The sequence below is a fragment of the Rhizobium sp. NZLR1b genome (genome assembly GCF_019685155.1).
In the GTDB taxonomy this organism is placed as follows: Bacteria; Pseudomonadota; Alphaproteobacteria; order Rhizobiales; family Rhizobiaceae; genus Rhizobium.
In genome coordinates, this window is sequence record NZ_JABDWC010000001.1 from 143,768 (window position 1) to 166,198 (window position 22,431).

Sequence of the window (22,431 nt, forward strand, 5' to 3'; positions counted from 1 at the left end):
CTATCGTCCTTCAGCCATTGCGGATACGGGGATCGAGCCAGGCGAGCAGCAGGTCTGAGATCAGCGTGCCGATCAGCGTCAGCATGCTCATCAGCAGGATGAAGGTGCCGGCCAGATACATGTCCTGGGCAAACAGGGCATTGAGCAGAAGCGGCCCGGTGATCGGCAGGCTGAGAACGATGGAGACCACCACCGAACCCGAGACGAGGTGCGGCAGCACCCAGCCGACGGTGGAGACGAAAGGGTTGAGCGCCACCCGCACCGGATATTTCAATAGCAGCCGGATTTCGCTGAGGCCCCGAGCCCGGGCCATATCGACATAAGGCTTGTTGAGCTCGTCCAGCAGGTTGGCACGCATGATGCGGATCAGCGCAGCCGTAGCGCCGGTGCCGAGCACGACGACCGGGATCCACATATGTGACACGAGATCGCCGAGTTTGGCCCAGCTCCAGGCGGCATTTATATAGCTCGGCGAATACAGCCCGCCGACGCTTTGGCCGAAATACTGCGCCGAGACGAACATCAGCACCAGCGCCAGCAGGAAGTTCGGAATGGCGAGGCCGAGGAAACCGAAGAAGGTGGCGAAATAATCGCCCACCGAATATTGCCGCACCGCCGAATAGATGCCGATTGGAAAGGCCACCGCCCAGACGAAGAGCAGCGTGGTCACCGAGACCACCATCGTCAGGCTCATGCGTGCCCAGATCAGTTCGCTGACCGGCTTGTTCCAGTCGAAAGACTGGCCGAAATCGCCATGCAGCAGAATGCCGCTGATCCATTTCCAGTATTGCACCGCCCAGGGCTGATCGAGGCCATAGCGTTCGCGCAGGCCGGCGATAACGCCGGGGTCGATGGTTTCGCTCTGCGAGGCGAGGCGCGCGGTCATCGCGGTCAGGAAGTCACCCGGCGGCAGCTGGATGATGATGAAGGTCACGACGGAGATCGCAAACATCATCGGGATCATGTAAAGCAGACGTCTGATGATGAAGCCGGCCATGTTCAAGCTCCTTCAACCGGCGATCGCCGATCGGTCTGGGTGATTGGGGCGGGGCTGGTGTCGGAAGGGCGCCCGCGGACGCCATTCCGGCCGATCATGTGTCTTATTGCTGGTAGTAGAAGGTCTCGGGCTTCGCCGGTCCCGGCGTCATGTAGAACGACGTGCTGGGGATGACCTTGGGGACGTTGCGCATAGCGGTCTTGACGATGCCGACGCGGTCCGGCTCCAGGTTGGTGCCGATGACGTAGAATTCGTCACGCGTGATCGCCAGCAGTTCTTTCATCGCTTCAAGCTGCTTTTCGAGCGTCGGGGCTTCCTGCACCTGCCGATAGAGATCCATCTGCTTCTTGGCGGCTGGGCTGGGCTCCTCAGCGTTCGGATCCTTGGGGTTCTGGTAGTAGAGGCCCCAGGCTGTCGCGAAGCTTGATTCATACTCATGCGGGAAATACCATTTGGGATCGAGCAGGCCGAGGAAATCGTAGCCCCCGCCGCCGACCCAGGCGAGACCGTCATTCTCGTTGTTCTGCAGGCGGGAGAAGATCAGCGAACGCTCGGCCGGCCGGGGCTGCATGTCGATGCCGACCGCCCGCCAGTAGCGCTGGATCATTTCGAGCGCGTCGACCTGGATCGGGCTTCCGGTCAGCGCATCGATCGCAAAGGTGATCCGCTTGCCGTCCTGACCGAGGCGATAGCCGTCGCCGTCTTTTTTGCTCAGGCCGGCCTTGTCGAGATACTGGTTGGCGAGGTCGACGTTATATTCCAGATATTGCGTCGCCATTTTCTCGTCGTAGAGCGCGGTGCCTTCGCGGGGTGCCGCCTGATAGGGCTTGGCTTGTCCGGCATAGATCAGCTGGTTGAGCTCCTCGCGGTTGATGGCATAGCTGAGGCCGATGCGAAAATCCTTGTTGGAGAAGACGGCGCGCAAGGCCGGATTCTTGTGGGTCTCGTTCAGGGTGATCAAAAGGGCGTTCGACCATGCCGGCCGGGCGATGAACAGGCCGTAACCGGCCTTCTGCTGGTTCTGCACGATGACAGTGCGGGCGTCCGTCGTCTCGATGAAGCGGTTCTGCATGTCGATTTCGCCGCTGATCGCCTTCAGGATGATCGCCTGGGTATCCTGCATCACGTCGATGGTGATGCGATCGAAGTAAGGCAGCTGATTTCCTGAAGTATCCACCTTGGCATAATAGGGATTGCGTTCGGCGACGACCTGGGTGGTGCCGTTATAGGGCGCGGTCAGCACCCAGGCGTCGAGCGTCGGGCGGCCGAGATCACGCCAGCGGCCGGGGAAGCCGATCTTGTTGTTGAAGAGCTGGACCCAGTCGGTCGCGCCGGCCGCCTTTACCAGGGCGTCGACGCCGTCGGGATTGAAATCCTTGTGGAACTGCTTGAGGTAATGGGCCGGTGCGGCAGCGAGGATATCGGAACCGCGCACGGTCGCCATGTTCATCAGGAACAGGCCGTTCGGGGCAGCGAACTTGAAGACCACCTTGTCGTCGGCGAGCTTTTCGACCTTGACGGTCTGACCACCCGCGGTCAGCCAATCCGGCGCTGCAGGCGTGATCTTGGTGTTGCGCAGCACGTTCTCGTTCCACCACACCAGATCGTCGGCGGTGAAGGGCTCGCCGTCCGACCAACGCGTGCCTTCCCGCAGGGTGAACGTGTATTCGGTGGCATTCTCGTTGACCTCGACGCTCTTGGCGATGTCGGGGATCACCTCGGTCCATTCCGGATTCCAGCGGACCAATCTCGTATAGCCGATCGAACGTTCGATCTCGCTGTCGCCGCCGCCAAAGGTGGCCGTGCGCCAGGTGCCGCCATAGGTACCGACCGATTCAAGCGGCGTCAGCACCAGTGGCTCCTTGGGCAGCCGCTTTTCAACCGGCGGCAGCTTGCCGGCGTCGACCAGCGCCTTCAATTCCGGCGACTCCTGAAAGCCGAAAGCGGCGCCGGCCCAACCGACACCCATGAGGATCGCCGCGGCAACGGTCGAAACAACCTGCCGTCTTAGAATTCTGACGTGCTGCATTCTGTCCTCCCAACATTCTGCATAGGCTATCGTTAACGTATTCTCCTCTTTTGCGAACGTTATCGTTATCGTAATCTCTTGTCAAAAAGATTCGTTCCGCCCGATACTCGACCCACAAGGCTTGGCTTTCTCGAAAATCCTGTTAGTTATCGTTATCGTAAATTCCCCGCCCTTCTCAGAGACAGCCGTTGAGCCGCCCCAAAGAACCAGACTCCAAAATAACCATCGCCGATGTCGCCCGCGCCGCAGACGTGTCGCCGATGACGGTATCGCGCGTACTCAACGGCCAGGGCGGCGCCAGCGCGGAAACCAGTCAACGCATCATTTCAGCAGCAAGCGAACTCAATTACCGGCCCAATCCCTTTGCGCGCGGATTGCGGTCCGACCGGTCGAAAACCATCGGCCTTCTGGTTCCAGACATCACCAATCCGTTTTTTCCCGAGGTCATCCGGGGGGCCGAGGATGCCGCGAGCGCCGCCGGCTACAATCTGCTTCTGGCCAATGTCGTCGAGAACAGCAAACGTGAGGAAGAACTCATCGAAACGCTGCTGCGGCATCGAGTCGACGGGATCATCGTCTGCAGCGCCCGACTGCCCGATGCGGCGCTTCATAAGGCGCTGGCGCCCCACCGCGCCGTGGTCCTCATCAACCGCGAGGCGCCCAACGAGATCGCCGGGACGATCGTCACCGACTACGAGACCGGGGCATCGCGTGCCGTCGATCATCTGGTCGAGCGCGGCCGCCGCAAAATCGCGATCGTCGCCGGGCCGCGCAGCTCGTTCGGCGGCAAGAGCCGTCTCGTCGGTTTCCGCAAGACGCTGGCGGCCCATGGGCTGAAGGCGCATGGCATCGTCTATTGCGATCCGACCGCGGCCGGCGGGCAGACGGCGGCCGCGCAGTTGCTGGCGGAAACGCCGGGCATCGATGCCCTTATCTGCTACAACGACCTCAATGCGATCGGCGCCATGAAGGCCTGCCGGGCAGCCCACATCTTGATCCCCGAGCAGATCGCCCTCATCGGCTTCGACGACATCCCGACGGCCGAACTGCTGTCTCCGGCGCTCACCACGCTGCGGGTGCAGAAACGGGAAATGGGAGAGGAAGCCGTGCGCCTGCTGCTCAGCCGCATCGCCACCAAGAACCGTCAGCACGGCATCGTCATCGTGCCCGAACTCATCGTCCGCGAAACGACCTGATTCCACTATCAACAGGAGGAATATCCCATGGATGGCGACAATCTGCATTCACTGGCCTTGCCCGAGGAGAAGAAGGCCTGGTTCGTCCACGAGCGGTTCGGCATGTTCGTGCATTGGGGGCTTTATGCCCTGCCGGCGCGCCATGAATGGGTTAAGAGCCGCGAAGAACTGAACGACGCCGACTACCAGAAATATTTCGATCATTTCGATCCCGATCTCTATGACCCGCGTGAATGGGCGAGACGCGCCAAGGCTGCGGGCATGAAATACGTGGTGCTGACGACCAAGCATCATGAAGGCTTCTGCCTCTGGGATACCAAGGCGACCGACTTCAAGGTGACCAACACGCCTTATGGCAAGGATCTGCTGCGCCCATTCGTCGACGCCTTCCGCGCCGAGGGCCTGAGGATCGGCTTCTACTATTCGCTGATCGACTGGCATCATCGCGACTTCACGGTCGATCCGCGCCATCCGCAGCGCAATCATCCCGATGCGTTAGAGATCAACGAAGGCCGTGATATGCTCCGTTATGCCGCCTTCATGCGCGAACAGGTGCGCGAGTTGCTGACCGAGTTCGGGCAGATCGACATCATGTGGTTCGATTTCAGCTATCCGCAGTGGAAGCTCGGAGAGTTGGTCGGAAAGGGCCATCGGGACTGGGAAAGCGAGAAGCTCGTGCGCATGGTGCGCGAGCTTGCCCCCGACATCATCATCAACAACCGCCTCGATCTCGCCGGTCTGCAGCCCGACATCGTCACGCCGGAACAATATATGCCGCGCGCCTGGCCGAAACGCGACGGCAGGCGCGTCGTCTGGGAAGCCTGCCAGACGCTCAGCGGTTCCTGGGGCTATCACCGCGACGAGGACACCTGGAAAAGCACGGAGCAACTGGTGCAGATGCTGGTCGGCACCGTTGCCATAGGCGGCAATCTGCTGATGAATGTCGGGCCGACGGCGCGCGGCACGCTCGACCACCGCGCAATATCAGCCCTTGCCGCCTATGAGGAGTGGATGGCGCTGCACGAGCGCAGCATCGTCGGCTGCACCCAATCGGACTTCACCGCCCCGCCCGATTGCCGCCTGACCCAGAACGGCGATCGCCTCTATATCCATCTCTTCAACTGGCCCTATAAGCATTTGCATTTCGATGCTTTGGCCGGAAAAGTCGAATATGCGCAATTCTTGCATGATGCCAGCGAAGTGACCTGGCTGCGCCCCTCCGCCAATACCTTATGGACGAACACCCAGTTCGCCGTCGCCGACGACGAACTGACATTCGTCCTGCCGGTGCGCCGACCCGGGGTCGTCGTCCCGGTCATCGAAGTCAAGCTTAAGGCCGGAAGCGCGCCCGCCGTTCAGGATTAAGATGCAACGGCTTGGGCGGGCGAGGCATGGCGTCTGCTCAGGAGAACGGCTCGGTCGGCCCCGTCGCGGGATTGGTAAACCAGCGCGGTCCCTCGGCGGTCATGTAGATATGGTCCTCCAGCCGAATCCCGAATTTTTCGGGAAAGACGATCATCGGCTCGTTGGAAAAACACATGCCGGCGGCAAGTGGCGTGTCGTTGCCGCGAACGATGTAGGGCTCCTCGTGGATCTCCAATCCGAGCCCATGACCGGCGCGGTGCGGCAATCCCGGCAGGCGGTAGTCGGGGCCGAGGGAATGTTTGGCAAGTACCTTGCGGGCGGCATTGTCGAGGCTCGAGCAGGCGGCGCCGATCCGGGCGGCGTCGAAGACGGCCTGCTGTGCCTCGCGTTCGATCCACCAGGCGCGTTCAAAGGCGCTGTTGCCGCCCTCCAGCATGTAAGTCCGGGTAATATCGGAATGATAACCGTCGATCCGGCAGCCGGTGTCGACGAGGATGACGTCGTCACGGCCAAGCACCTGATCGCCGTCGGCGCCATGCGGAAGCGCGGTCGCGGCGCCAAACGAGACGATGCAGAATGTCGAGCCGGAATCGGCGCCGGCCTGGCGATGCCGGTGATCGATGAAATCGACCACTTCGGATGATTTGATGCCGGGTTTCAACAGCGCATGCACCTGCCTGTGGACGTCGAGCGTCAGGTTCATCGCATATTGAATGAGCGCGATCTCGGCAGCCGATTTGATCCGACGCAGATCGCGGACCAGCCGTCCGCCATCGACAAGCCTTCCGGCGCCCATCGCCGCGGCCAGGGCGTGATAGAAGAAAAGCGGCAACCCATCATCGAGGGCGAGCCTGCCGCCTTGGCCGACAAGGCGCGCGATGAGCGCAGCGCTGCTCTCCTCCTCTTCGCAGACCAGGATTTCCCCCGGCAGATGCGGCAGGGTTTCGACGCGGCTGCGCTCGAAACCCGGAACGATGTAGGAAACCGCCGTCGGCGTAACGAGGGCGCCGAGAAACCTTTCGCTCGGATGCCCGACGAGCCCGGTGAAATAACGCAGGCTTTCGGTCGGTCCGAGAAGCATGCCAGCCAATCCGTGGACTTCGATCACTTGCCGAAGCCTGCTGAGGCGGCGCTGCCGCTCCTCATCGGTTATGCGGGGTACGGGGTGCTGCCACGACATTTCGTTTTCCTGCTCTTGCTGTGCGTGCTGACGGGGCCGGCGAGTGTGGACAGCCGCTGCCGGTCTTACCCATCAGCGCTATTTCGTATCGGACCGGGCCAGGCTGTTGCGGCTGACCAGCGACGGTGTCTGGAGAATATGCTCGGATGCGGTGCGACCTTCAATTCTGGAAATGAGGGCCTGGGTGGCAACCTGGCCGAGTTCCCTGCCCGACTGATCGATGCTGGCGAGATTGACAAGGCCGAGGGCTGCGGTCGATGAATTGTCGTATCCGATGACGGCGAGGTCCTCGGGCACGCGCACGCCCATCTCCATCGCCAGGCTGAGAAGGGTGATGGCGTCGAGATCGCTCCAGCAGAACACGGCGCGCGGCCTGTCTTGCCGCGACAGGAATTTTCGCATCGCCTCTTCCCGCTTTGGCGAGGCCATGGGAATTTTGACGATCGGCCCCGGCGAGCCGAGCCCGCCGCGCTGCATCGCCCGGCGGAACCCGATCTCACGCTGGCGGACGACGGAAACCGCGTGCCCCTCGCGCTCGCCGAGGCTCAGCATGCCGATATCGCGGTAGCCGCAGGCAAACAGCGCTTCGACGGCGATCTCCGCCCCCCGCTGGTCGTCGGCATTGATGGTATCGAAGGCCGTGGCGCTGGCATCGTGGTAACCGACCGTGACGATCGGTACCTGAACCGCAAATTTTGCGAGGATCTCCGAGGGCAGCCGCGGCGCAACCAGGATAAGGCCGTCCATCTTGTAGTCGATCATCGACTCGATCAACGAGGTCTCCAGTTGCACGCGCGCATCGCTGACGCCGATCATCGCCTGATAGTGCGACGGCGCCAGCACCCCGTTCACGCCGGCGATCACGTCGGGCAGGAAGGGGTTGCGGATGTCGATCAGCAGCACGCCGATGGTGAAACTCTGGCCGCGCAATCCGCGCGCCGCCCGCGAGGGGCGATATCCGAGCTCCCCGATGGCCTCGGTAACCTTTGCGCGCAGCGCTTCGCTGACGCCGTAGGCGTTCCGCATCACCTTGGAAACCGCCGCGACCGATACGCCTGCATGCGCGGCCACCGTTCGGATCGTCGCGCGATCGTTTCGTTGCGGCTTGTGTTTGTCTTCGACTGACATGAAATCCCGGGCTTGCGGCTACGGGTCGTCAATCGCCCGCAAAACCACCATGGCAGACCGGCAACGAAATTTCTATTGCGCTTTCGAAAAAAATGTAGAACGTTATACGGAGACCGTTCTACAAATCATTGGGAGGTTTTGATGAACTTTCAGCCGGCAGCCATCAGCGGCAACCGCGTTTCGCGCACCTGGTCGGGAGAGATGATCGCGCCGCTGTCGGATGGCGGCCAGGGAACGGCCGCAAGCTTCGTCGCCCAAACCTTCGAACATGACGGCTCCAAGCTTCCGGTCGAGCTGTTCATCTCGGCCCTCGGCCTCTATCGCTGCTTCATCAACGGCGCCCGGGTCGGCGACGACCTGCTGACACCCGGCTGGACGAATTACGACGATCGCCTTGCCTATCAGCGATATGACGTGTCGAACCTGCTCAAGCCAGGCCAGAACCGGATCGAGATCTGGCTTGCCGACGGATGGTACCGCTCGCCCTTGATGTGGGGCGCCAAGGCGATCGCGAACTGCTGGGGCGACAGAATCGGCGCCATCGCGGATCTCATCGGACCGGACGGCACCCTTCTTTCCACCGACACCACATGGCGGAGCGGTCTGTTGCCGATCCTGAAGTCGGGCATCTATTTCGGCGAGATCTACGATGCGCGCGCAGAAAATCTTGTAGGGACCCATGGCACCGAAAGATTGCCGTTCGACAGAGCGCTGCTCGTCGCCCATGAAACCGCGGCGGTGCGGGAATTGCCGCCGCTTGCCCCGATCGAAAGCTGGACCGACGAAGACGGCAGGACGGTTTACGATTTCGGTCAGAATGCCGGCGGTTATATCAGATATACGGTTCGGGGAGCTAGCGGTGCCGAAGTGCAGGTGGAGCATTCGGAAGTGCTCGGCCCCGACCGTCACTTCGACAATCGCAATTATCGCGCGGCCGTGGCGCAGACCGTCTATACACTGCGCGGAGACGGCGACGAGACCTACGCGCCGCATTTCACCTTTCAAGGTTTCCGCTATGCCAGGGTGACCATCACAGGCGATGCTGAGATTCTTGCAATCGCATCCATCCCGATCACGTCGGTGCCCGAGCCTGCCGGCGGCTTCACCTGCGGCAATCCCCTCGTCAATCGCCTCGTCGAGAACACCATCTGGTCGCAGCGCGCCAATTTCGTCGAAGTGCCCACAGATTGCCCGCAGCGCGACGAACGCCTGGGCTGGACGGGCGACGCCCAGGTATTTGCCGCAACCGCCTGCTGGCTGAGCGACAGCCAGTCTTTCCTGAAAAAGTATCTGCGCGATGTGATGGCCGACCAGCGCGAGGACGGCGCCGTCTCGCATTTTTCGCCGGATCCGACACGTCTGCATCCCGCCGATTTCCCGGGCTATGCCGGCTCGACCGGCTGGGGCGACGCGATTGTCGTCATCCCCTGGGTTCTCTACACCCATTACGGCGATCGGGCCGTGCTGTCCGAGTGCCTGGATTCCATGGTCCGCTGGGTCGATTTCGTCTGGTCGATCTCGGATGGTCCGCTGGTGCGCCCGCCGTCCCGCTGGGGCGATCGCGGCTTTACCTTCGGAGACTGGCTGCAGCCGGTCGGCGACAACAGAAAACCCCGTCCGACGATCGCCGACGACTGCGCGGCGACACTCTATCACTTCATCTCGACCGACCTTCTGGCGAAGATCGCAGCCGTTCTCGGCGAGCATAAGCTTGAAGATGAGATGAAGCGGCGGGCCGGCGAGATCCGGCGGGCCTTCGCCAACGAGTTCATCACGCCGGCGGGACGGCTGGCGCATAACGACCAGACGTCCTATGCGCTGGCCTTCCTGCACGATCTGATACCGGCAGAACATCGGCCAGCCGCCGAGCAGCATTTCCGTCAGGTGATCATCGATGCCGACTACAGGATCGGCACCGGCTTCATCGGCACACCTGCCCTGCTGCCGGCCCTGACGAAGCTCGGGATGGACGACCTGGCGGCAAAGGTCTTCCTGCAGGAAGACGTGCCAGGCTGGCTCTACCAGGTCTCGAAGGGGGCGACGACGATCTGGGAGCGCTGGGATTCGATGGCGCCGGACGGCACGATCTACGAACCCGACATGAACAGCTACAACCACTACGCCTATGGCGCCGTCTGCCAATGGCTGTTCGAATCCGTTGCCGGAATTTCGCCGAGCCCTGATGCACCCGGATTTGCCGAGGTGATCGTCGATCCCGCGCCGATTGCCGATCTCTCGCCGGTTGCGGCCCATCATGACATCGACCAGGGCCGCATCGAGGCCGGCTGGCATTGCACCGGCAACAAGGTCACCTATGTGCTGACCCTTCCGGAAGGATGCATCGGCCGCTTCCGGCCCGGGCGGCGGCACCGGAACCCGTCGCTCAACGGCGAGCCTGTCGTCGAGGAAGCCGTCCTTCCCCCGGGCACGCACCAGTTGGTTTTTTGGATACCGGATTCTTGAGGAGCATACACGTCACATCGTTCAGAGGAGGAACGTCATGACACATCGGATAAAGCTTATTCTCGCCGGCGCATCCGCGCTTTTGGCGTTGGTCGCGGCCGGCCCGTCGCATGCGGAAACGACGCTGTCGTTCCTGATCGACAACAACCCCGACACGGTCGCAGCGGCCGAAGCGCTGGTTGCCGCCTACCAGGCCAAGGCGCCTGACGTGACGATCGAAATCGAGCCGCGGGCGGGCGGTGGCGAGGGTGACAACATCATCAAGACGCGCCTGGCAACGGGCGAGATGTCCGATGTGTTCCTCTATAATTCCGGTTCGCTGCTGCAGGCGCTGAAGCCGGCGCAGACGCTCGTCGATCTGAGCGGGCTCGCGTCGCAGGCGAAGGTGGACGACGGCTTCAAGTCGGTGGTCAGCGCCGACGGCAAGCTCTACGGCGTTCCCTTCGGTACGGCGATGGCCGGCGGCATCCTCTACAACAGGAAAATCTACCAGGACCTCGGCCTCACCGTTCCGAAGACATGGGCTGATTTCATGGCCAACAACGCCAAGGTCAAAGCCTCAGGCAAGGTCGCCGTGGCGCAGACCTATCGCGATACCTGGACCTCGCAGCTATTCGTTCTGGCCGACTATTACAACCTGCACGCGGCGGTGCCGAACTTCGCCGCCGACTATACCGCCAACAAGGCGAAATACGCGGAAACGCCGGCGGCCATGAAAGGCTTCGAACGGCTGAAGGACATTCACGACGCCGGCCTGATGAACGAGGACTTCGGCGCGGCAAGCTATGACGACGGCCTGAGAATGGTGGCGACCGGCGAGGCCGCGCATTATCCGATGCTGAGCTTCGCAGTCGGCGCGCTCAAGCAGAATTATCCCGAGAACCTCGCAGATGTCGGGTTCTTTGCGCAGCCGAGCGACGATGCGGCGACGAACGGCCTGACGGTCTGGATGCCGCCGGCCCTTTATATTCCGCTGACCAGCCAGCACGCCGAGGAAGCGAAGAAATTCGTGGATTTCGCCGGAAGCGTCGAAGGCTGCAAGATCATGGTTGAAACCAACACCGTGCAGGGGCCTCCCTTGATCGACGGCTGCGATCTGCCTGCTGACGTACCGCCTGCGGTAAAGGACATGCTCCCCTATTTCGACGCCAAGGACAAGACGACCCCGGCGCTGGAATTCGTTTCGCCGGTCAAGGGGCCGGCCCTCGAGCAGATCACCGTCGAAGTCGGCTCCGGCATTCGCCAGCCGGCCGAAGCGGCGAAACTCTATGACGACGATGTGCGCAAACAGGCCAAGCAGCTCGGCCTGCCGAACTGGTAGCGGTCTTTCGAGACAACCTCGCTCCCGAGGGGCGAGGTTCCACCCGATCGAAGAGATAGATATGATCGAGACACGCCCCCGCTCGCGCAAATCGCCCTACCCGCTGTGGTTTTTCATTCCCGCCGCCATCATCTACGGCGTGCTGTTTCTGGTTCCGACGGTATCGTCTCTCTGGTTCAGCCTGACGCGCTGGGATCTTTCGACGGCCGAATTCATCGGGCTCGAAAACTTTCAGCAGTTCTTTTCCGAACCGTTCCTGGTCAGGGGGCTGGTCAACACGCTGATCTATGCCGTGACGACATCCGGCCTGAAGACGGTCTGCGGGCTGCTGCTGGCGGTGCTCTTGACCAGCAATATCTTCGCCCGCGGCTTCCTGCGCACGCTGGTCTTCTTTCCCGTCCTGGTCTCGACGATCGGCATCGGCATCACCTTCACCGTGATGATGCATCCGACCAAAGGCATCATCAATGTCACGCTCGAAACGCTCGGCATCCCAGGGCCGGGATGGCTCACCAATCCGGCGCTCGCGCTTTTTTCGGTGGCCCTGGTCGACCTCTGGAAGGGTGTCGGCCTCGCCACCCTGATCTTCATCGCCGGCCTTGCTGCGATCAGCCCCGACTATTATGAGGCGGCGAGAATTGACGGAGCCACGCGTCTTCAGCAATTTTTCCGGGTTACCCTGCCGCTTGTGCGTCCCGCCACCGTCACCGTCGTGACATTATCGCTGATCGGCGGGCTTCGCTCATTCGATCTGATATGGGCAATGACCCGCGGCGGGCCGGGTTTTTCCTCCGATGTGATCGCCTCGGTCATCTACAAGCAGTACCAGGCAGGCTTCTACGGTCTGTCGACCGCCGGAAACGTCATCCTGTTTGCGCTGATTGCCGCAATCATCCTGCCACTCACCCTATGGCTCAACCGGCGCGGGGTCGAAGAATGAGAAGCATCCGCCCTTATGTGACCGGCGCGATAGCCCTTGCCGTCGCTGCCGTCATCTTCGTCATGCCCTTCGTTTTCGTCGCTCTCCAGGCGGTCAAGTCGAAGTCCGAAGCGTCCCGCCTCGATTTCGAACTGCCTGCGCAGTGGCTGTTCTGGGACAATCTTGTCGCCGTCTTCAAGGCGCGCGATTATCAGCTGGTGCTTGCCTATTTCAATTCGACCCTGATCACCGTCGTCTCCGTCACCATCCTCATCCTGCTGTCGGCGATGGTCGGATATGTCATGCAGCGCCGCAAGACCGCCTGGAACAGGGTGGCATCCATTGCCCTTTTCATGGGGCTGATGATGCCGCCCGCCGTCGTTCCGACGATCGGCCTGCTGCAGGATATCGGCCTCTTCAAGACCATGACCGGGATGATCCTGATCCAGGTCGCCTATAATCTCTCGTTCTCGACCTTGCTCTACCGGTCGTTCATTTCGACCATACCGCGCGACCTCGACGAGGCGGCGCTGATTGACGGCGCAAAGCCCCGGCAGATTTTCTTCAGGGTGATCCTGCCGCTGCTGAAGCCGGTGACCGTCACCAACATCGTCGTGCAGTCGATTGCGATCTTCAACGATTTCACCAACCCGCTCTACTACCTGCCCGGCAAGGAGAACGTGACGGTGCAGCTGACACTCTATAATTTCCAGAGCATGTATACGAGCCAGTACAATCTTCTCTTCATGAACATCCTCCTCGTTACGATCCCGCCGCTGATCGTCTTCATCTTCTTCAACCGCCAGATCGTCGCGGGCATGACATCAGGCGCAGTCAAAGGGTAGTGGAATGGCTGAGCTCACTCTCAAACAGGTTCGCAAGAGCTTCGGCGCCCTCGAAGTCATCAAGGGGGTCGATCTGGAGGTTGCCTCCGGCGAGTTCGTCGTTTTCGTCGGCCCGTCTGGATGCGGGAAGTCGACGCTGCTGCGCATCATCGCCGGCCTGGAGGAGACGACGTCGGGCGCGCTGACCATCGGCGGCAAGGACGTGACCTATGCCGAACCCTCCGAGCGCGGCATTGCCATGGTGTTCCAGAGCTATGCGCTCTACCCGCATATGACCGTTGCCGAGAATATCGGCTTCGGACTTTCGCTTGCCCGCCGCCCGAAGGCGGAGATCGCCGAAAAGGTTGCTGCCACGGCCGAAACGCTGCAGCTCACCCATCTCTTGCAGAGAAAACCGAAAGCGCTCTCCGGCGGCCAGAGGCAGCGCGTCGCCATCGGCCGCGCGATCGTTCGCGATCCCCAGGTCTTCCTATTCGACGAACCGCTCTCCAATCTGGACGCGTCGCTTAGAGCTCAGATGCGTCTTGAGATCGCCGATCTTCACGCCCGCCTGAAGTCGACGATGATCTATGTCACCCACGACCAGGTCGAGGCGATGACGATGGCGGACAAGATCGTCGTGCTCAACGGCGGAGCAGTCGAGCAGATCGGCAGCCCGATGGAACTCTACCGCAATCCCGCGACACCCTTCGTCGCCGGCTTCATCGGCAGCCCGAAGATGAACCTCTATGGCGGCGAAACCGCACGGCGATTGAACTGCACAACCTACGGCATCCGTCCGGAACATATCAGGCTTTCGGAAGATGCCGGACAATGGCAAGGCAAGATCCGGCATGTCGAACGGCTCGGTGCCGATGCGATCCTCTATCTCGATGTCCCGGAACTCGGCGAGATGGTCGTGCGCGCTGAAGGCGAGACGCCGTTTGCGCCTGACATGACGGTCTGGGCAGACCCGGTCGAGGGAGCCGAACATCGGTTCTGAGGCCGGACCGAAGCCATCACGGCAAGCCGACGAAAATCCGTGTCACGCTTGTTTGTTCAAGAGAGCCGCCAGGTCCTCTTTGAGCCGGATCGGCAGATTCATCCGTTCGTGAAGAATGCTCATGACACCAAGATCACCGTTCTGAAGCTCCCGAAAGAACACATAGTGATGTTCATAGCGACCGAAATAGGCCGAACGCTGGATGTCTGCCGGAACCGCCAGACGTTGCGGAAGCTGTCGCCAGATCGACCGATCCTCGCATAAACGCCGCAAAAAGGCGTGCAGCCCGAGAATATAGGCGTCCGCCTGCTTCTCTCCCCACGCCTCGACCGTGTCACGCCAAATCTTGTCCTGCGCGACGTCGGCGCGCGGATAAAATCGATAGGCCATCACCATGCTTATCGGCGCTTGTTACGGCGGATGACGTCTTCGGCCGAAACGGCGACAAATTCGCTGTCTTCGGCCCGCATCGCGGGCGCAAGCTCCTTTTGCAGCATATCCCAGGCCTCATCACGGGTCTGCAGGTCGCGTCGAATGAGAGCACGAATATATTCGCTGGCGTTTTCATAGAGGCCGTCGTCGCCGACCTGCTGCTGGATATGATCCTGCAACTGCCCGCTGACCTTCACATGAATGCTACCCGATGCCATCGCCATACCCTTTCGTTCTTATTTATCATGGGTAGCGTAGCATATATTGTCAATATTCATCACACCCGCCTTCGCTCATCCGAGCGCATCCGTGGCTCAGAACCGGTCGGGACGCAGCGGCGCCAGATCGATGGCCGGAGTCCGTCCGGCGACAAGCTCAGAAACGAGATAGCCGGTCAAGGCGGACAATGTCAGGCCGAGATGGCCATGACCGAAGGCATAGGTGACGCGGGGCAAGCTGCGGGAGTTGCCGATGACGGGAAGCGAATCCGGCATGGATGGGCGAAAACCCAGCCACTCGTCGCTGCCTTCTCCGGCCGCCGGCAGGAGCTTTTTCACGCCCGCCCGGATCATTGCGGTCCGCCTGGGATTCAAGGGAGCGGCAAGCCCGCCGAGTTCCACCGTCCCGGCCGCACGCAGCCCGTCCGCCATCGGCACCATGTAGAAGCCGTGCTCGGGATAGCAGACCGGGCGCGACAAAAGATGACCCGCCTGCGGGAACAGGACGTGATAGCCGCGCTCGGTGTCGAGCAGCACGCGATCGCCGATCGATGCGGTGAGCTTGCGCGAATGGGCGCCGGCGGCGACGACGGCGTGGTCCGCAAGCATTCCCTTGCCCGCGATCCTGAGACCGATGCCGTCCGTGTGCGGCTCGATTGCCGAGACCTCGCCACAGACGATGTCTCCTCCGCCGTCTACAAAAGCCTGGGCGAGCGCGAAGGCGAGTTGTTTGGGGCTGGAAAACACATACGCGTCGCGGAACAGCACGCCCCTGTGGTAGAGCGGCGCGAGATTGGGCTCGATGCTGCGGATATCGGCTTGGCCCAACCGATCCATGGCGACGCCATGGCGTTCACGCAGATCGTTCTCGGCATTGGCCGCTCGGAATTGCGCTTCGGTCTTGTAGAGATAGAGGCAGCCGTCATGCCGCTTCAACCGCTCGGCGCCCGCCTGCATCACAAGCGGTTGCCAGGCGGCATCGGCGTGAGACAGCAGCACCGCCAATGTCGCGGCGATCCGCTCGACCTCGGCCTTCGTGCTCGATGCCAGGAAGGCGCGCAGCCACGGGACCAGTTGCGGCAGGTATTTCCAGACGATTGCCAGCGGACCGAGCGGATTGAGCAGCATGCCCGGCACGCGCCAGATGACGCCCGGTGTCGCGACGGGGACGACGCCGTGCGGCGCAAAGGTACAGGCATTCCCGTAGGAACAGGCCTGCCTGTAGGATGCGTCGCCCAATGGTGGCGCCGGATCGATGATCGTGACCCGGTGCCCCATTCTCTGCAGCCAGAGAGCCGAGCAGAGGCCGACCAGTCCCGCGCCGACGACTGCCACATGCCGCCGCTCGGCGTCGGGCAAGGGTGAAAGCTCGGGGAGCGGCGTGTGCATCGCCTAAACCAGGCCGGCCAGAGCGCGGGGACGATCGTTCAGCGTGGCGGCGATGATGCGCAGGGCCGTTGCCAGTTCGTCCCGCGACGATGCGCAGCCGACATTGACGCGAACGGCATGCTCGACCGGCTGGCGGTCGCAGGCAAAGGCGGTTGCAGCCATGACGGCAACGCCGTGAGCGCGCAGATTGGCGGCGAAATCCTCGCATCGCCACGGCGCCGGCAGTCTGAGCCACAGAAACATGCAGCGCGGATCGGCGGAGAAGGAATGGCCGGCGAGGATCGTCGTGACGATCGCGTGGCGCGCCCGCAGCTCTGCAAGCTGAGCCTTGAGGATCGCTTCGGCCGTGCCGTCCTCCAGCCAGCGAGTCGCCAGCAGTAGCGGCAGCGGAGAGGGCATCCAGGCAGTCGTGCGGACCGCCTCGGCAGAGAGCAGCGCGCGGCCGGGCGGGCAGGTCAGATAGCCGACGCGCAGACCCGGCGCCAAGGCCTTGGAGAGCGCGGAAATATGATAGGTCCTCGCCGGAGCAAGCGTGATCAGGGCGCTAGCGCGAGCCCCGAGCATCGGCCCATAGACATCGTCCTCGATGATGACGAGATCATGCTTTTCCGCGACCTCGACCAGTTCCCGCCGGCGGGCCTCGCTCATGGTGACGACGGTCGGGTTGTGCATCGAGGGAACCGTGAAGACGGCGCGCACCGGCTCGCGGCTGCAGATGTCGTCCAGTTCCGCCGCCGACATGCCCTCATCGTCGCTTCCAATGCCGATAATGCGGAAACGGAACATCTGGGCGAGCGCGATCAGGCCGTAATAGGTCAGCCGGTCGCAGACGATGGTGTCGCCGGGCTCTATCAGGCTGCTGATGACAGCCAGAAGAGCGTGCTGCGCGCCACTGGTGACCACGATATCGTCCTCGGACGGGTCGAAGCCGTTGAGCCTTATCCATTTCTTCGCCGCGTGACGCGCCCAGGCCGGCCCTTCCGGTGGCTGGTACTCCTGCATCTGGCGGAAGCGTTTGTCCGAGGACAGATCCGGCAGGGACTGGGCGAGGCGCTGCTGAAAATCGTCGACGGCCGGCCGGTTGACCGTCAAGTCGATGACGCCGGCCGGGCTCGCCGCCCGGTCGACCCGCGGCATGGCGCCGTCGCCAATGACGATCGTGCCGCGTCGGGTGCTGCCCATCACAAGATTAAGGTTCTGCAATTCGCGGTAGGCGCGCGTGACCGTGGAGACATTGAGCGACCGCTCCCGTGCGAGGTCACGCTGTGGCGGCAGCTGGCTGCCCGGAGGCAAGGCGCCCGAACGGATCCTCGCCTCGAGCTCGCTTGCAAGCTCCAGATAGGCCGGTATTCGCGCCTCCCGCTGCTGATTTGTCCGGGTTACTTCCGATCTTTCAGACATACAATTCCTGTAACAGGGATACAAATTCCATGTGCATCGTGCACCGCATTGGCTACCCGTGCTGCGATTCAACATCGTTTTGTGCCACATAGCACGCTTTTTCAGTATTTTCGAGATCCGTAGCCGCCACCGTACAAAATTATTTGTGTGGCTTGACAAGCGGAAATAGACCGAGACAATATAGACTAGCATCGAGACAAAGAGGCAGGGACCCGGCCGATGCAAACAGGAGGAATTCATGAGCGAGCGCTTCATTGCCTTCGAAGGCGTGCGTAAATCCTATGACGGCGTCAGCTATGTCGTGCGCGGCCTGGACCTCGATGTCGCCAAGGGCGAGTTTCTGACCCTTCTCGGTCCGTCCGGTTCCGGCAAGACCACGACCTTGATGATGCTGGCGGGCTTCGAGGCTCCGAGCAGCGGGACCATTACCCTTGCCGACACCAGGATCGACAGCGTTCCGCCACATCGCCGCAACATCGGCGTCGTATTCCAGAATTACGCGCTCTTCCCGCATATGACGGTCGGCGAGAACGTCGCCTTTCCACTGAAAATGCGCCGGCTCGGCAAAGCGGAAATTACCGAACGGGTTCGCCGCGCGCTCGACATGGTGCGCATGGCGAGTTTCGAAACGCGGCGGCCCAACCAGCTTTCGGGTGGACAGCAGCAACGCATCGCGCTTGCCCGCGCCCTGGTATTCGAGCCGCAGCTGGTGCTGATGGACGAGCCACTCGGTGCGCTCGATAAGCAGCTTCGCGAACATATGCAGCTCGAGATCAAGCATCTGCATGCCCGCCTCGGCATCAATGTCGTCTACGTTACCCACGACCAGAGCGAGGCGCTGACCATGTCGGATCGGGTCGGCGTGTTCAATGACGGCATCCTGCAGCAGATCGCGCCGCCGCATGCGCTTTACGAAACGCCGGCAAACCCTTTCGTCGCAACCTTTATCGGTGAGAACAATGCGATATCGGGCGAGATCGTCGCAATCGACAATGCGGTCTGCCGAATTCGCGCGCCTGACGGTTCGATCATCACCGGCCATGCCGGAGAAGGATTGAAGGAAGGCGCACGGGCAACTCTGGTTCTGAGGCCCGAGCGGATTCAGCTGTCGCCCGCAGCCGACGTTGCGAACCGGTTCACAGCCACGCTCAGGGAAATCATCTATCACGGCGATCATGTGAGGTTGCGCGTCTCAGCCTGCGGCTGCGATGACATCTTTGTCAAAGTTGCCGCCGCCCAGGACATTCCGGTTCAGGGATTAGGCTCGCATGCCCTCATCGGCTGGGCGCCGGAGGATTGCCGCGCGCTCGCGCTCTCCTGACCGAGTATTGATTCTTTCGTAAACGCAGCAACAAAAAGGGGAACCACCATGATGCGTTTCAACTGCATGCTTCTCAGTTCCGTCATGACTCTGGCAATCGCGGGAGCGGCGTTTGCCGAAGATACGCTGACCGTCACATCCTGGGGCGGCGCCTATACGAAGAGCCAGGAGGAGGCCTTTTTCAAGCCCTTCGCCAAGCAAACCGGCACCAAGATCCTTCAGGATGAATGGGACGGCTCGACCGCCAAGCTGAAGGGCATGGTCGAGACCGGCCAAGTAACCTGGGATGTCGTCGATGTCGAACCCAGCCATGCGCTGCAAGGCTGTGACGAAGGCTGGCTCGAAGCCATCGACTATTCGAAGCTCGGCGGCAAGGACGCCTTCATCGATGGCGCAGCGATGGATTGCGCGGTCGCGACGATCGTCTTCGGCACCATCTATGCCTATGACGCCGCCAAGTTTCCGAATGGCGGGCCGACAACCATGGCCGACCTGTTCGATACCGCCAAATTCCCAGGGCCGCGCGCCTTGCGCAAGTCGCCGAAGACCACGCTGGAATTCGCGCTGATTGCCGATGGCGTCAAACCGTCGGAAGTCTACGACGTGCTCGGGACGCCGGAGGGAGTCGATCGCGCCTTCAAGAAGCTCGACACGATCAAAAAGGATGTGAAGGTCTGGTGGACCGCCGGTGCGCAGCCGCCGCAGCTTCTCGCCGACGGTGAAGTCGTGATGACCACGGCCTGGAACGGCCGCATCTATGACGCCGTCAAGAACAGCGGCAAGAACTTCAAGATCGTCTGGGATGGCCAGGGAATGGACTTCAATCTCTGGGCCGAGCCGAAAGGCTCGAAGAACAAGGAACTGGCGGACAAATTCGTCGCCTTCACCGTCAATCCCGATGTGATGGCGCAGCAGTCGAAATATATCTCCTATGGCCCGACCCTGAAAGCGGCCATCGCCAAGGTTCCGCCGGACATTCTCGTCGATCTGCCGACAGCACCCGAGAACACCAAGACCGCATTCGTCGTCTCCTCCGAGTTCTGGGCCGACCATGATGAGGAATTGACCGAACGCTTCAATAAGTGGCTCGCACAGTAACCTCGTCGGGCGGGCGAGTGTCCCCCGGCTTCGCCCGCCCCTTTTCTCTACCGCAAAAAGGCAAGAGCGATGGTGACCGCGACAATGAATGAAGGCGACGGCTCGATGATTGCCGCCCGCATGCGGGTGAAAAGCCTCGGCAGTGCGAAAAGCAAGGCGCAGCTGCGAGCGCTGCTGCTGGTCGCGCCTTTGCTGATCTTCCTGCTGATCGTCTTCGTGCTGCCCATTGCCCTGTTGCTGACGCGCGCGGTTGACAACAGGGCAGCTTCGGCCGCCCTGCCCTACACGATGTCGGCTCTATCAGCCTGGGATGACCAATCCCCGCCGGACGAAGCGCTGTTTGCCGCCTTTGCTACCGATCTGAAACAATCGCCTCGCGACCAGATCGCCGAGGTGGCCAAGCGTCTCAACTATTATGAGACAGGCATGCGCTCGATGCTCTTGAAAACCGCACGCACGATCCGCAACGCCGAGCCGCCCTACAAGGCCGCTTTTGTTGCCATCGATCCCAAGTGGGATAGCCGGCATTACTGGACGATCATCAAGAATGCATCCCCACCCTTCACTGACTACTACCTGCTCGCCTCCCTCGACCTGGAGCGCGACGCGTCGGGCGCCATCGGCAGGGTCTCGGCGGAGAATGCGGTGCATGTCGACGTGCTGATCCGCACATTCGTCGTCAGCGCTTCGGTCACCGTAATTTGTCTGTTCCTCGGCTATCCCCTCGCCGCCCTGATCGCCCGGTCGAAAGGGGCGGTTGCCAATACGCTGCTGATCCTGGTGCTTTTGCCATTCTGGACCTCGCTTCTGGTCCGCACCAGCGCCTGGGTCGTATTGCTGCAGGGGCGCGGCGTGATCAACTCGGCACTCATCTGGTTTGGCCTGGTCGATCCCGCGCATCCCCTCGACCTGATCTACAATCGCATCGGCGTCCTGATCGCCATGACCCATATTCTGCTGCCCTTCATGGTGCTGCCGATCTACAGCGTCATGAAGAGCATACCCCCGGTCTATCTGAGGGCCGCCTCGTCGCTCGGCGCCCCGCCGGTATCGGCCTTCTTGCGCATATACCTGCCGATGAGCATGCCCGGTGTCAGCGCCGGCGGCTTGCTCGTCTTCATTCTGGCGCTCGGCTATTACATCACGCCGGCTCTGGTCGGTGGACCGGGAGACCAGATGGTGAGCTATTTCATCGCCTATTATTCCAACCAGGTCACGAACTGGGGCATGGCGGCGGCTTTGAGCACGATCCTGCTGGTGGCGGTGCTCATCCTCTACGCCGTTTACAATCGCATCGTCGGCATCGACAGGCTGAGGATAGGCTGATGACAAACTTCCTTTCTTTCCCGCGGCTGTTTTCGATTCTCTTGTGGCTGGTTGGCGGCCTGGTGATCCTGTTCCTGATCGCGCCGATCGTCGCGATCGTGCCGCTGTCCTTCAATGCCGAGCCGTTCTTCACCTATCCCATGCCCGGCCTGTCGCTGCGGTGGTATCGCGAATTCTTCGATTCCAACGTCTGGCAGCTGGCGCTGAGGAACAGCATCATCGTCGCCGTCTGCGCCACGCTTCTGTCGACCTTTCTCGGCACGCTTGCTGCGATCGGCCTCAGCCGGCCATCCTGCCCGGCGCGGGCAACGCTGACCGCGATCCTGATTTCGCCGATGATCGTGCCGGTCATCGTTTCGGCGGTCGGCATCTATTATGCCTTCGCTGCGGTCGGACTGCTCAACAGCCTGACCGGACTGGTGCTGGCCCATACGGCCATCGGTGCCCCCTTCGTGGTGATCACCGTGACGGCGACACTCGCAAGCTTCGATCACAATCTGATGCGAGCGGCATCCAGCCTCGGTGCAACCCCAGTCGAAGCGACGTTGCGCATCATGCTGCCGGTCATCGCCCCAGGGGTGGCATCCGGCGCCCTCTTCGCCTTCGTCACCTCGTTCGACGAAGTGGTGATCGCGCTCTTCATCGCCGGCTCCGAGGAACGCACGCTGCCGCGCCAGATGTGGAGCGGCGTGCGCGAAACGTTGAGCCCGACGATTGCCGCCGTCGCCACCCTCCTCATCCTGTTTTCGACGCTGTTCCTTGCCACGATCCAATGGCTGCAGCGCCGCGCCGAACGCCAGAAGATTGCGCATAGGGATTGA

18 protein-coding genes and 1 pseudogene are annotated in these 22,431 nt (G+C 61.7%); 11 read left to right on the forward strand and 8 right to left on the reverse strand.

Going from position 1 to position 22,431, the window contains the following annotated elements:
* Positions 1-10: 10 nt before the first annotated feature.
* Positions 11-997, reverse strand: coding sequence for an ABC transporter permease (locus HJB84_RS00670; RefSeq protein WP_207584875.1), 987 nt, complete (start codon positions 995-997; stop codon positions 11-13).
* 103 nt (positions 998-1,100) lie between these two features.
* Positions 1,101-3,026: an ABC transporter substrate-binding protein gene (locus HJB84_RS00675; RefSeq protein ID WP_221114980.1), complete on the reverse strand. Its 1,926-nt coding sequence runs from the start codon at positions 3,024-3,026 to the stop codon at positions 1,101-1,103.
* A gap of 188 nt (positions 3,027-3,214) precedes the next feature.
* On the opposite strand from HJB84_RS00675, the gene HJB84_RS00680 reads away from it, so the two are divergent.
* Both HJB84_RS00680 and HJB84_RS00685 read left to right on the forward strand, forming a co-directional pair.
* On the forward strand, positions 3,215-4,222 hold the full coding sequence (locus HJB84_RS00680) for a LacI family DNA-binding transcriptional regulator (protein WP_207584873.1): 1,008 nt from the start codon (positions 3,215-3,217) through the stop codon (positions 4,220-4,222).
* 24 nt (positions 4,223-4,246) lie between these two features.
* Positions 4,247-5,587 (forward strand): annotated as a pseudogene (locus tag HJB84_RS00685) (alpha-L-fucosidase); the annotation flags it as partial.
* 37 nt (positions 5,588-5,624) lie between these two features.
* Here the strand turns inward: HJB84_RS00685 and HJB84_RS00690 are convergent.
* Both HJB84_RS00690 and HJB84_RS00695 read right to left on the reverse strand, forming a co-directional pair.
* Positions 5,625-6,767 (reverse strand): Xaa-Pro peptidase family protein, encoded by a 1,143-nt coding sequence (locus HJB84_RS00690; protein WP_221114982.1) that lies wholly within the window; start codon positions 6,765-6,767, stop codon positions 5,625-5,627.
* Between the two features lie 78 nt (positions 6,768-6,845).
* The gene (locus HJB84_RS00695; RefSeq protein WP_221114983.1) at positions 6,846-7,895 is read right to left on the reverse strand and encodes a LacI family DNA-binding transcriptional regulator; all 1,050 of its coding nucleotides are present in this window, start codon (positions 7,893-7,895) and stop codon (positions 6,846-6,848) included.
* 141 nt (positions 7,896-8,036) lie between these two features.
* On the opposite strand from HJB84_RS00695, the gene HJB84_RS00700 reads away from it, so the two are divergent.
* From HJB84_RS00700 to HJB84_RS00720, 5 genes are all read left to right on the forward strand, one after another.
* Positions 8,037-10,358, forward strand: a complete 2,322-nt coding sequence (locus HJB84_RS00700) for an alpha-L-rhamnosidase (RefSeq protein ID WP_221114984.1) — start codon at positions 8,037-8,039, stop codon at positions 10,356-10,358.
* A 37-nt stretch (positions 10,359-10,395) separates the two neighbouring features.
* Positions 10,396-11,679: an ABC transporter substrate-binding protein gene (locus HJB84_RS00705; RefSeq protein WP_221114985.1), complete on the forward strand. Its 1,284-nt coding sequence runs from the start codon at positions 10,396-10,398 to the stop codon at positions 11,677-11,679.
* Between the two features lie 61 nt (positions 11,680-11,740).
* On the forward strand, positions 11,741-12,619 hold the full coding sequence (locus HJB84_RS00710) for a carbohydrate ABC transporter permease (RefSeq protein WP_207584865.1): 879 nt from the start codon (positions 11,741-11,743) through the stop codon (positions 12,617-12,619).
* A complete protein-coding gene (locus HJB84_RS00715) occupies positions 12,616-13,443 on the forward strand; it encodes a carbohydrate ABC transporter permease (protein ID WP_207584864.1) in 828 nt (275 codons plus the stop codon). The genes HJB84_RS00710 and HJB84_RS00715 overlap by 4 nt, the downstream gene beginning before the upstream one ends.
* 4 nt (positions 13,444-13,447) lie before the next feature.
* Complete coding sequence (locus HJB84_RS00720; RefSeq protein ID WP_207584863.1) at positions 13,448-14,425, forward strand: ABC transporter ATP-binding protein; 978 nt, start codon at positions 13,448-13,450, stop codon at positions 14,423-14,425.
* A gap of 42 nt (positions 14,426-14,467) precedes the next feature.
* Here HJB84_RS00720 and HJB84_RS00725 read toward each other — a convergent pair whose 3' ends face one another.
* From HJB84_RS00725 to HJB84_RS00740, 4 genes are all read right to left on the reverse strand, one after another.
* Complete coding sequence (locus tag HJB84_RS00725; protein WP_221115168.1) at positions 14,468-14,818, reverse strand: type II toxin-antitoxin system RelE/ParE family toxin; 351 nt, start codon at positions 14,816-14,818, stop codon at positions 14,468-14,470.
* A gap of 5 nt (positions 14,819-14,823) precedes the next feature.
* The gene (locus HJB84_RS00730) at positions 14,824-15,075 is read right to left on the reverse strand and encodes a transcriptional regulator (RefSeq protein WP_097621406.1); all 252 of its coding nucleotides are present in this window, start codon (positions 15,073-15,075) and stop codon (positions 14,824-14,826) included.
* Between the two features lie 96 nt (positions 15,076-15,171).
* Positions 15,172-16,464 (reverse strand): FAD-binding oxidoreductase, encoded by a 1,293-nt coding sequence (locus tag HJB84_RS00735; protein WP_221114986.1) that lies wholly within the window; start codon positions 16,462-16,464, stop codon positions 15,172-15,174.
* Between the two features lie 3 nt (positions 16,465-16,467).
* Complete coding sequence (locus HJB84_RS00740; protein ID WP_221114987.1) at positions 16,468-17,865, reverse strand: PLP-dependent aminotransferase family protein; 1,398 nt, start codon at positions 17,863-17,865, stop codon at positions 16,468-16,470.
* A 238-nt stretch (positions 17,866-18,103) separates the two neighbouring features.
* Here HJB84_RS00740 and HJB84_RS00745 point away from each other — a divergent pair, with 238 nt between their 5' ends.
* The 4 genes from HJB84_RS00745 to HJB84_RS00760 all read left to right on the forward strand — a co-directional run bounded on the left by HJB84_RS00745 (position 18,104) and on the right by HJB84_RS00760 (position 22,431).
* Complete coding sequence (locus tag HJB84_RS00745; protein WP_221114988.1) at positions 18,104-19,186, forward strand: ABC transporter ATP-binding protein; 1,083 nt, start codon at positions 18,104-18,106, stop codon at positions 19,184-19,186.
* Positions 19,187-19,234: 48 nt separating this feature from the next.
* On the forward strand, positions 19,235-20,284 hold the full coding sequence (locus HJB84_RS00750) for an ABC transporter substrate-binding protein (protein WP_221114989.1): 1,050 nt from the start codon (positions 19,235-19,237) through the stop codon (positions 20,282-20,284).
* A gap of 69 nt (positions 20,285-20,353) precedes the next feature.
* Positions 20,354-21,610, forward strand: coding sequence for an ABC transporter permease (locus tag HJB84_RS00755; protein WP_221114990.1), 1,257 nt, complete (start codon positions 20,354-20,356; stop codon positions 21,608-21,610).
* Positions 21,610-22,431, forward strand: coding sequence for an ABC transporter permease (locus tag HJB84_RS00760; RefSeq protein WP_221114991.1), 822 nt, complete (start codon positions 21,610-21,612; stop codon positions 22,429-22,431). Before HJB84_RS00755 ends, HJB84_RS00760 begins: the two co-directional genes overlap by 1 nt.

Excerpts from the sequence above, each read along its gene's own strand:
- HJB84_RS00670 (WP_207584875.1), bottom strand. The coding sequence starts at position 997 with ATGGCCGGCTTCATCATCAGACGTCTGCTTTACATGATCCCGATGATG.
- HJB84_RS00675 (WP_221114980.1), bottom strand. The coding sequence starts at position 3,026 with ATGCAGCACGTCAGAATTCTAAGACGGCAGGTTGTTTCGACCGTTGCC.
- HJB84_RS00690 (WP_221114982.1), bottom strand. The coding sequence starts at position 6,767 with ATGTCGTGGCAGCACCCCGTACCCCGCATAACCGATGAGGAGCGGCAG.
- HJB84_RS00695 (WP_221114983.1), bottom strand. The coding sequence starts at position 7,895 with ATGTCAGTCGAAGACAAACACAAGCCGCAACGAAACGATCGCGCGACG.
- HJB84_RS00700 (WP_221114984.1), top strand. The coding sequence starts at position 8,037 with ATGAACTTTCAGCCGGCAGCCATCAGCGGCAACCGCGTTTCGCGCACC.
- HJB84_RS00705 (WP_221114985.1), top strand. The coding sequence starts at position 10,396 with ATGACACATCGGATAAAGCTTATTCTCGCCGGCGCATCCGCGCTTTTG.
- HJB84_RS00710 (WP_207584865.1), top strand. The coding sequence starts at position 11,741 with ATGATCGAGACACGCCCCCGCTCGCGCAAATCGCCCTACCCGCTGTGG.
- HJB84_RS00715 (WP_207584864.1), top strand. The coding sequence starts at position 12,616 with ATGAGAAGCATCCGCCCTTATGTGACCGGCGCGATAGCCCTTGCCGTC.
- HJB84_RS00720 (WP_207584863.1), top strand. The coding sequence starts at position 13,448 with ATGGCTGAGCTCACTCTCAAACAGGTTCGCAAGAGCTTCGGCGCCCTC.
- HJB84_RS00730 (WP_097621406.1), bottom strand. The coding sequence starts at position 15,075 with ATGGCATCGGGTAGCATTCATGTGAAGGTCAGCGGGCAGTTGCAGGAT.
- HJB84_RS00735 (WP_221114986.1), bottom strand. The coding sequence starts at position 16,464 with ATGCACACGCCGCTCCCCGAGCTTTCACCCTTGCCCGACGCCGAGCGG.
- HJB84_RS00740 (WP_221114987.1), bottom strand. The coding sequence starts at position 17,865 with ATGTCTGAAAGATCGGAAGTAACCCGGACAAATCAGCAGCGGGAGGCG.
- HJB84_RS00745 (WP_221114988.1), top strand. The coding sequence starts at position 18,104 with ATGAGCGAGCGCTTCATTGCCTTCGAAGGCGTGCGTAAATCCTATGAC.
- HJB84_RS00750 (WP_221114989.1), top strand. The coding sequence starts at position 19,235 with ATGATGCGTTTCAACTGCATGCTTCTCAGTTCCGTCATGACTCTGGCA.
- HJB84_RS00755 (WP_221114990.1), top strand. The coding sequence starts at position 20,354 with ATGGTGACCGCGACAATGAATGAAGGCGACGGCTCGATGATTGCCGCC.
- HJB84_RS00760 (WP_221114991.1), top strand. The coding sequence starts at position 21,610 with ATGACAAACTTCCTTTCTTTCCCGCGGCTGTTTTCGATTCTCTTGTGG.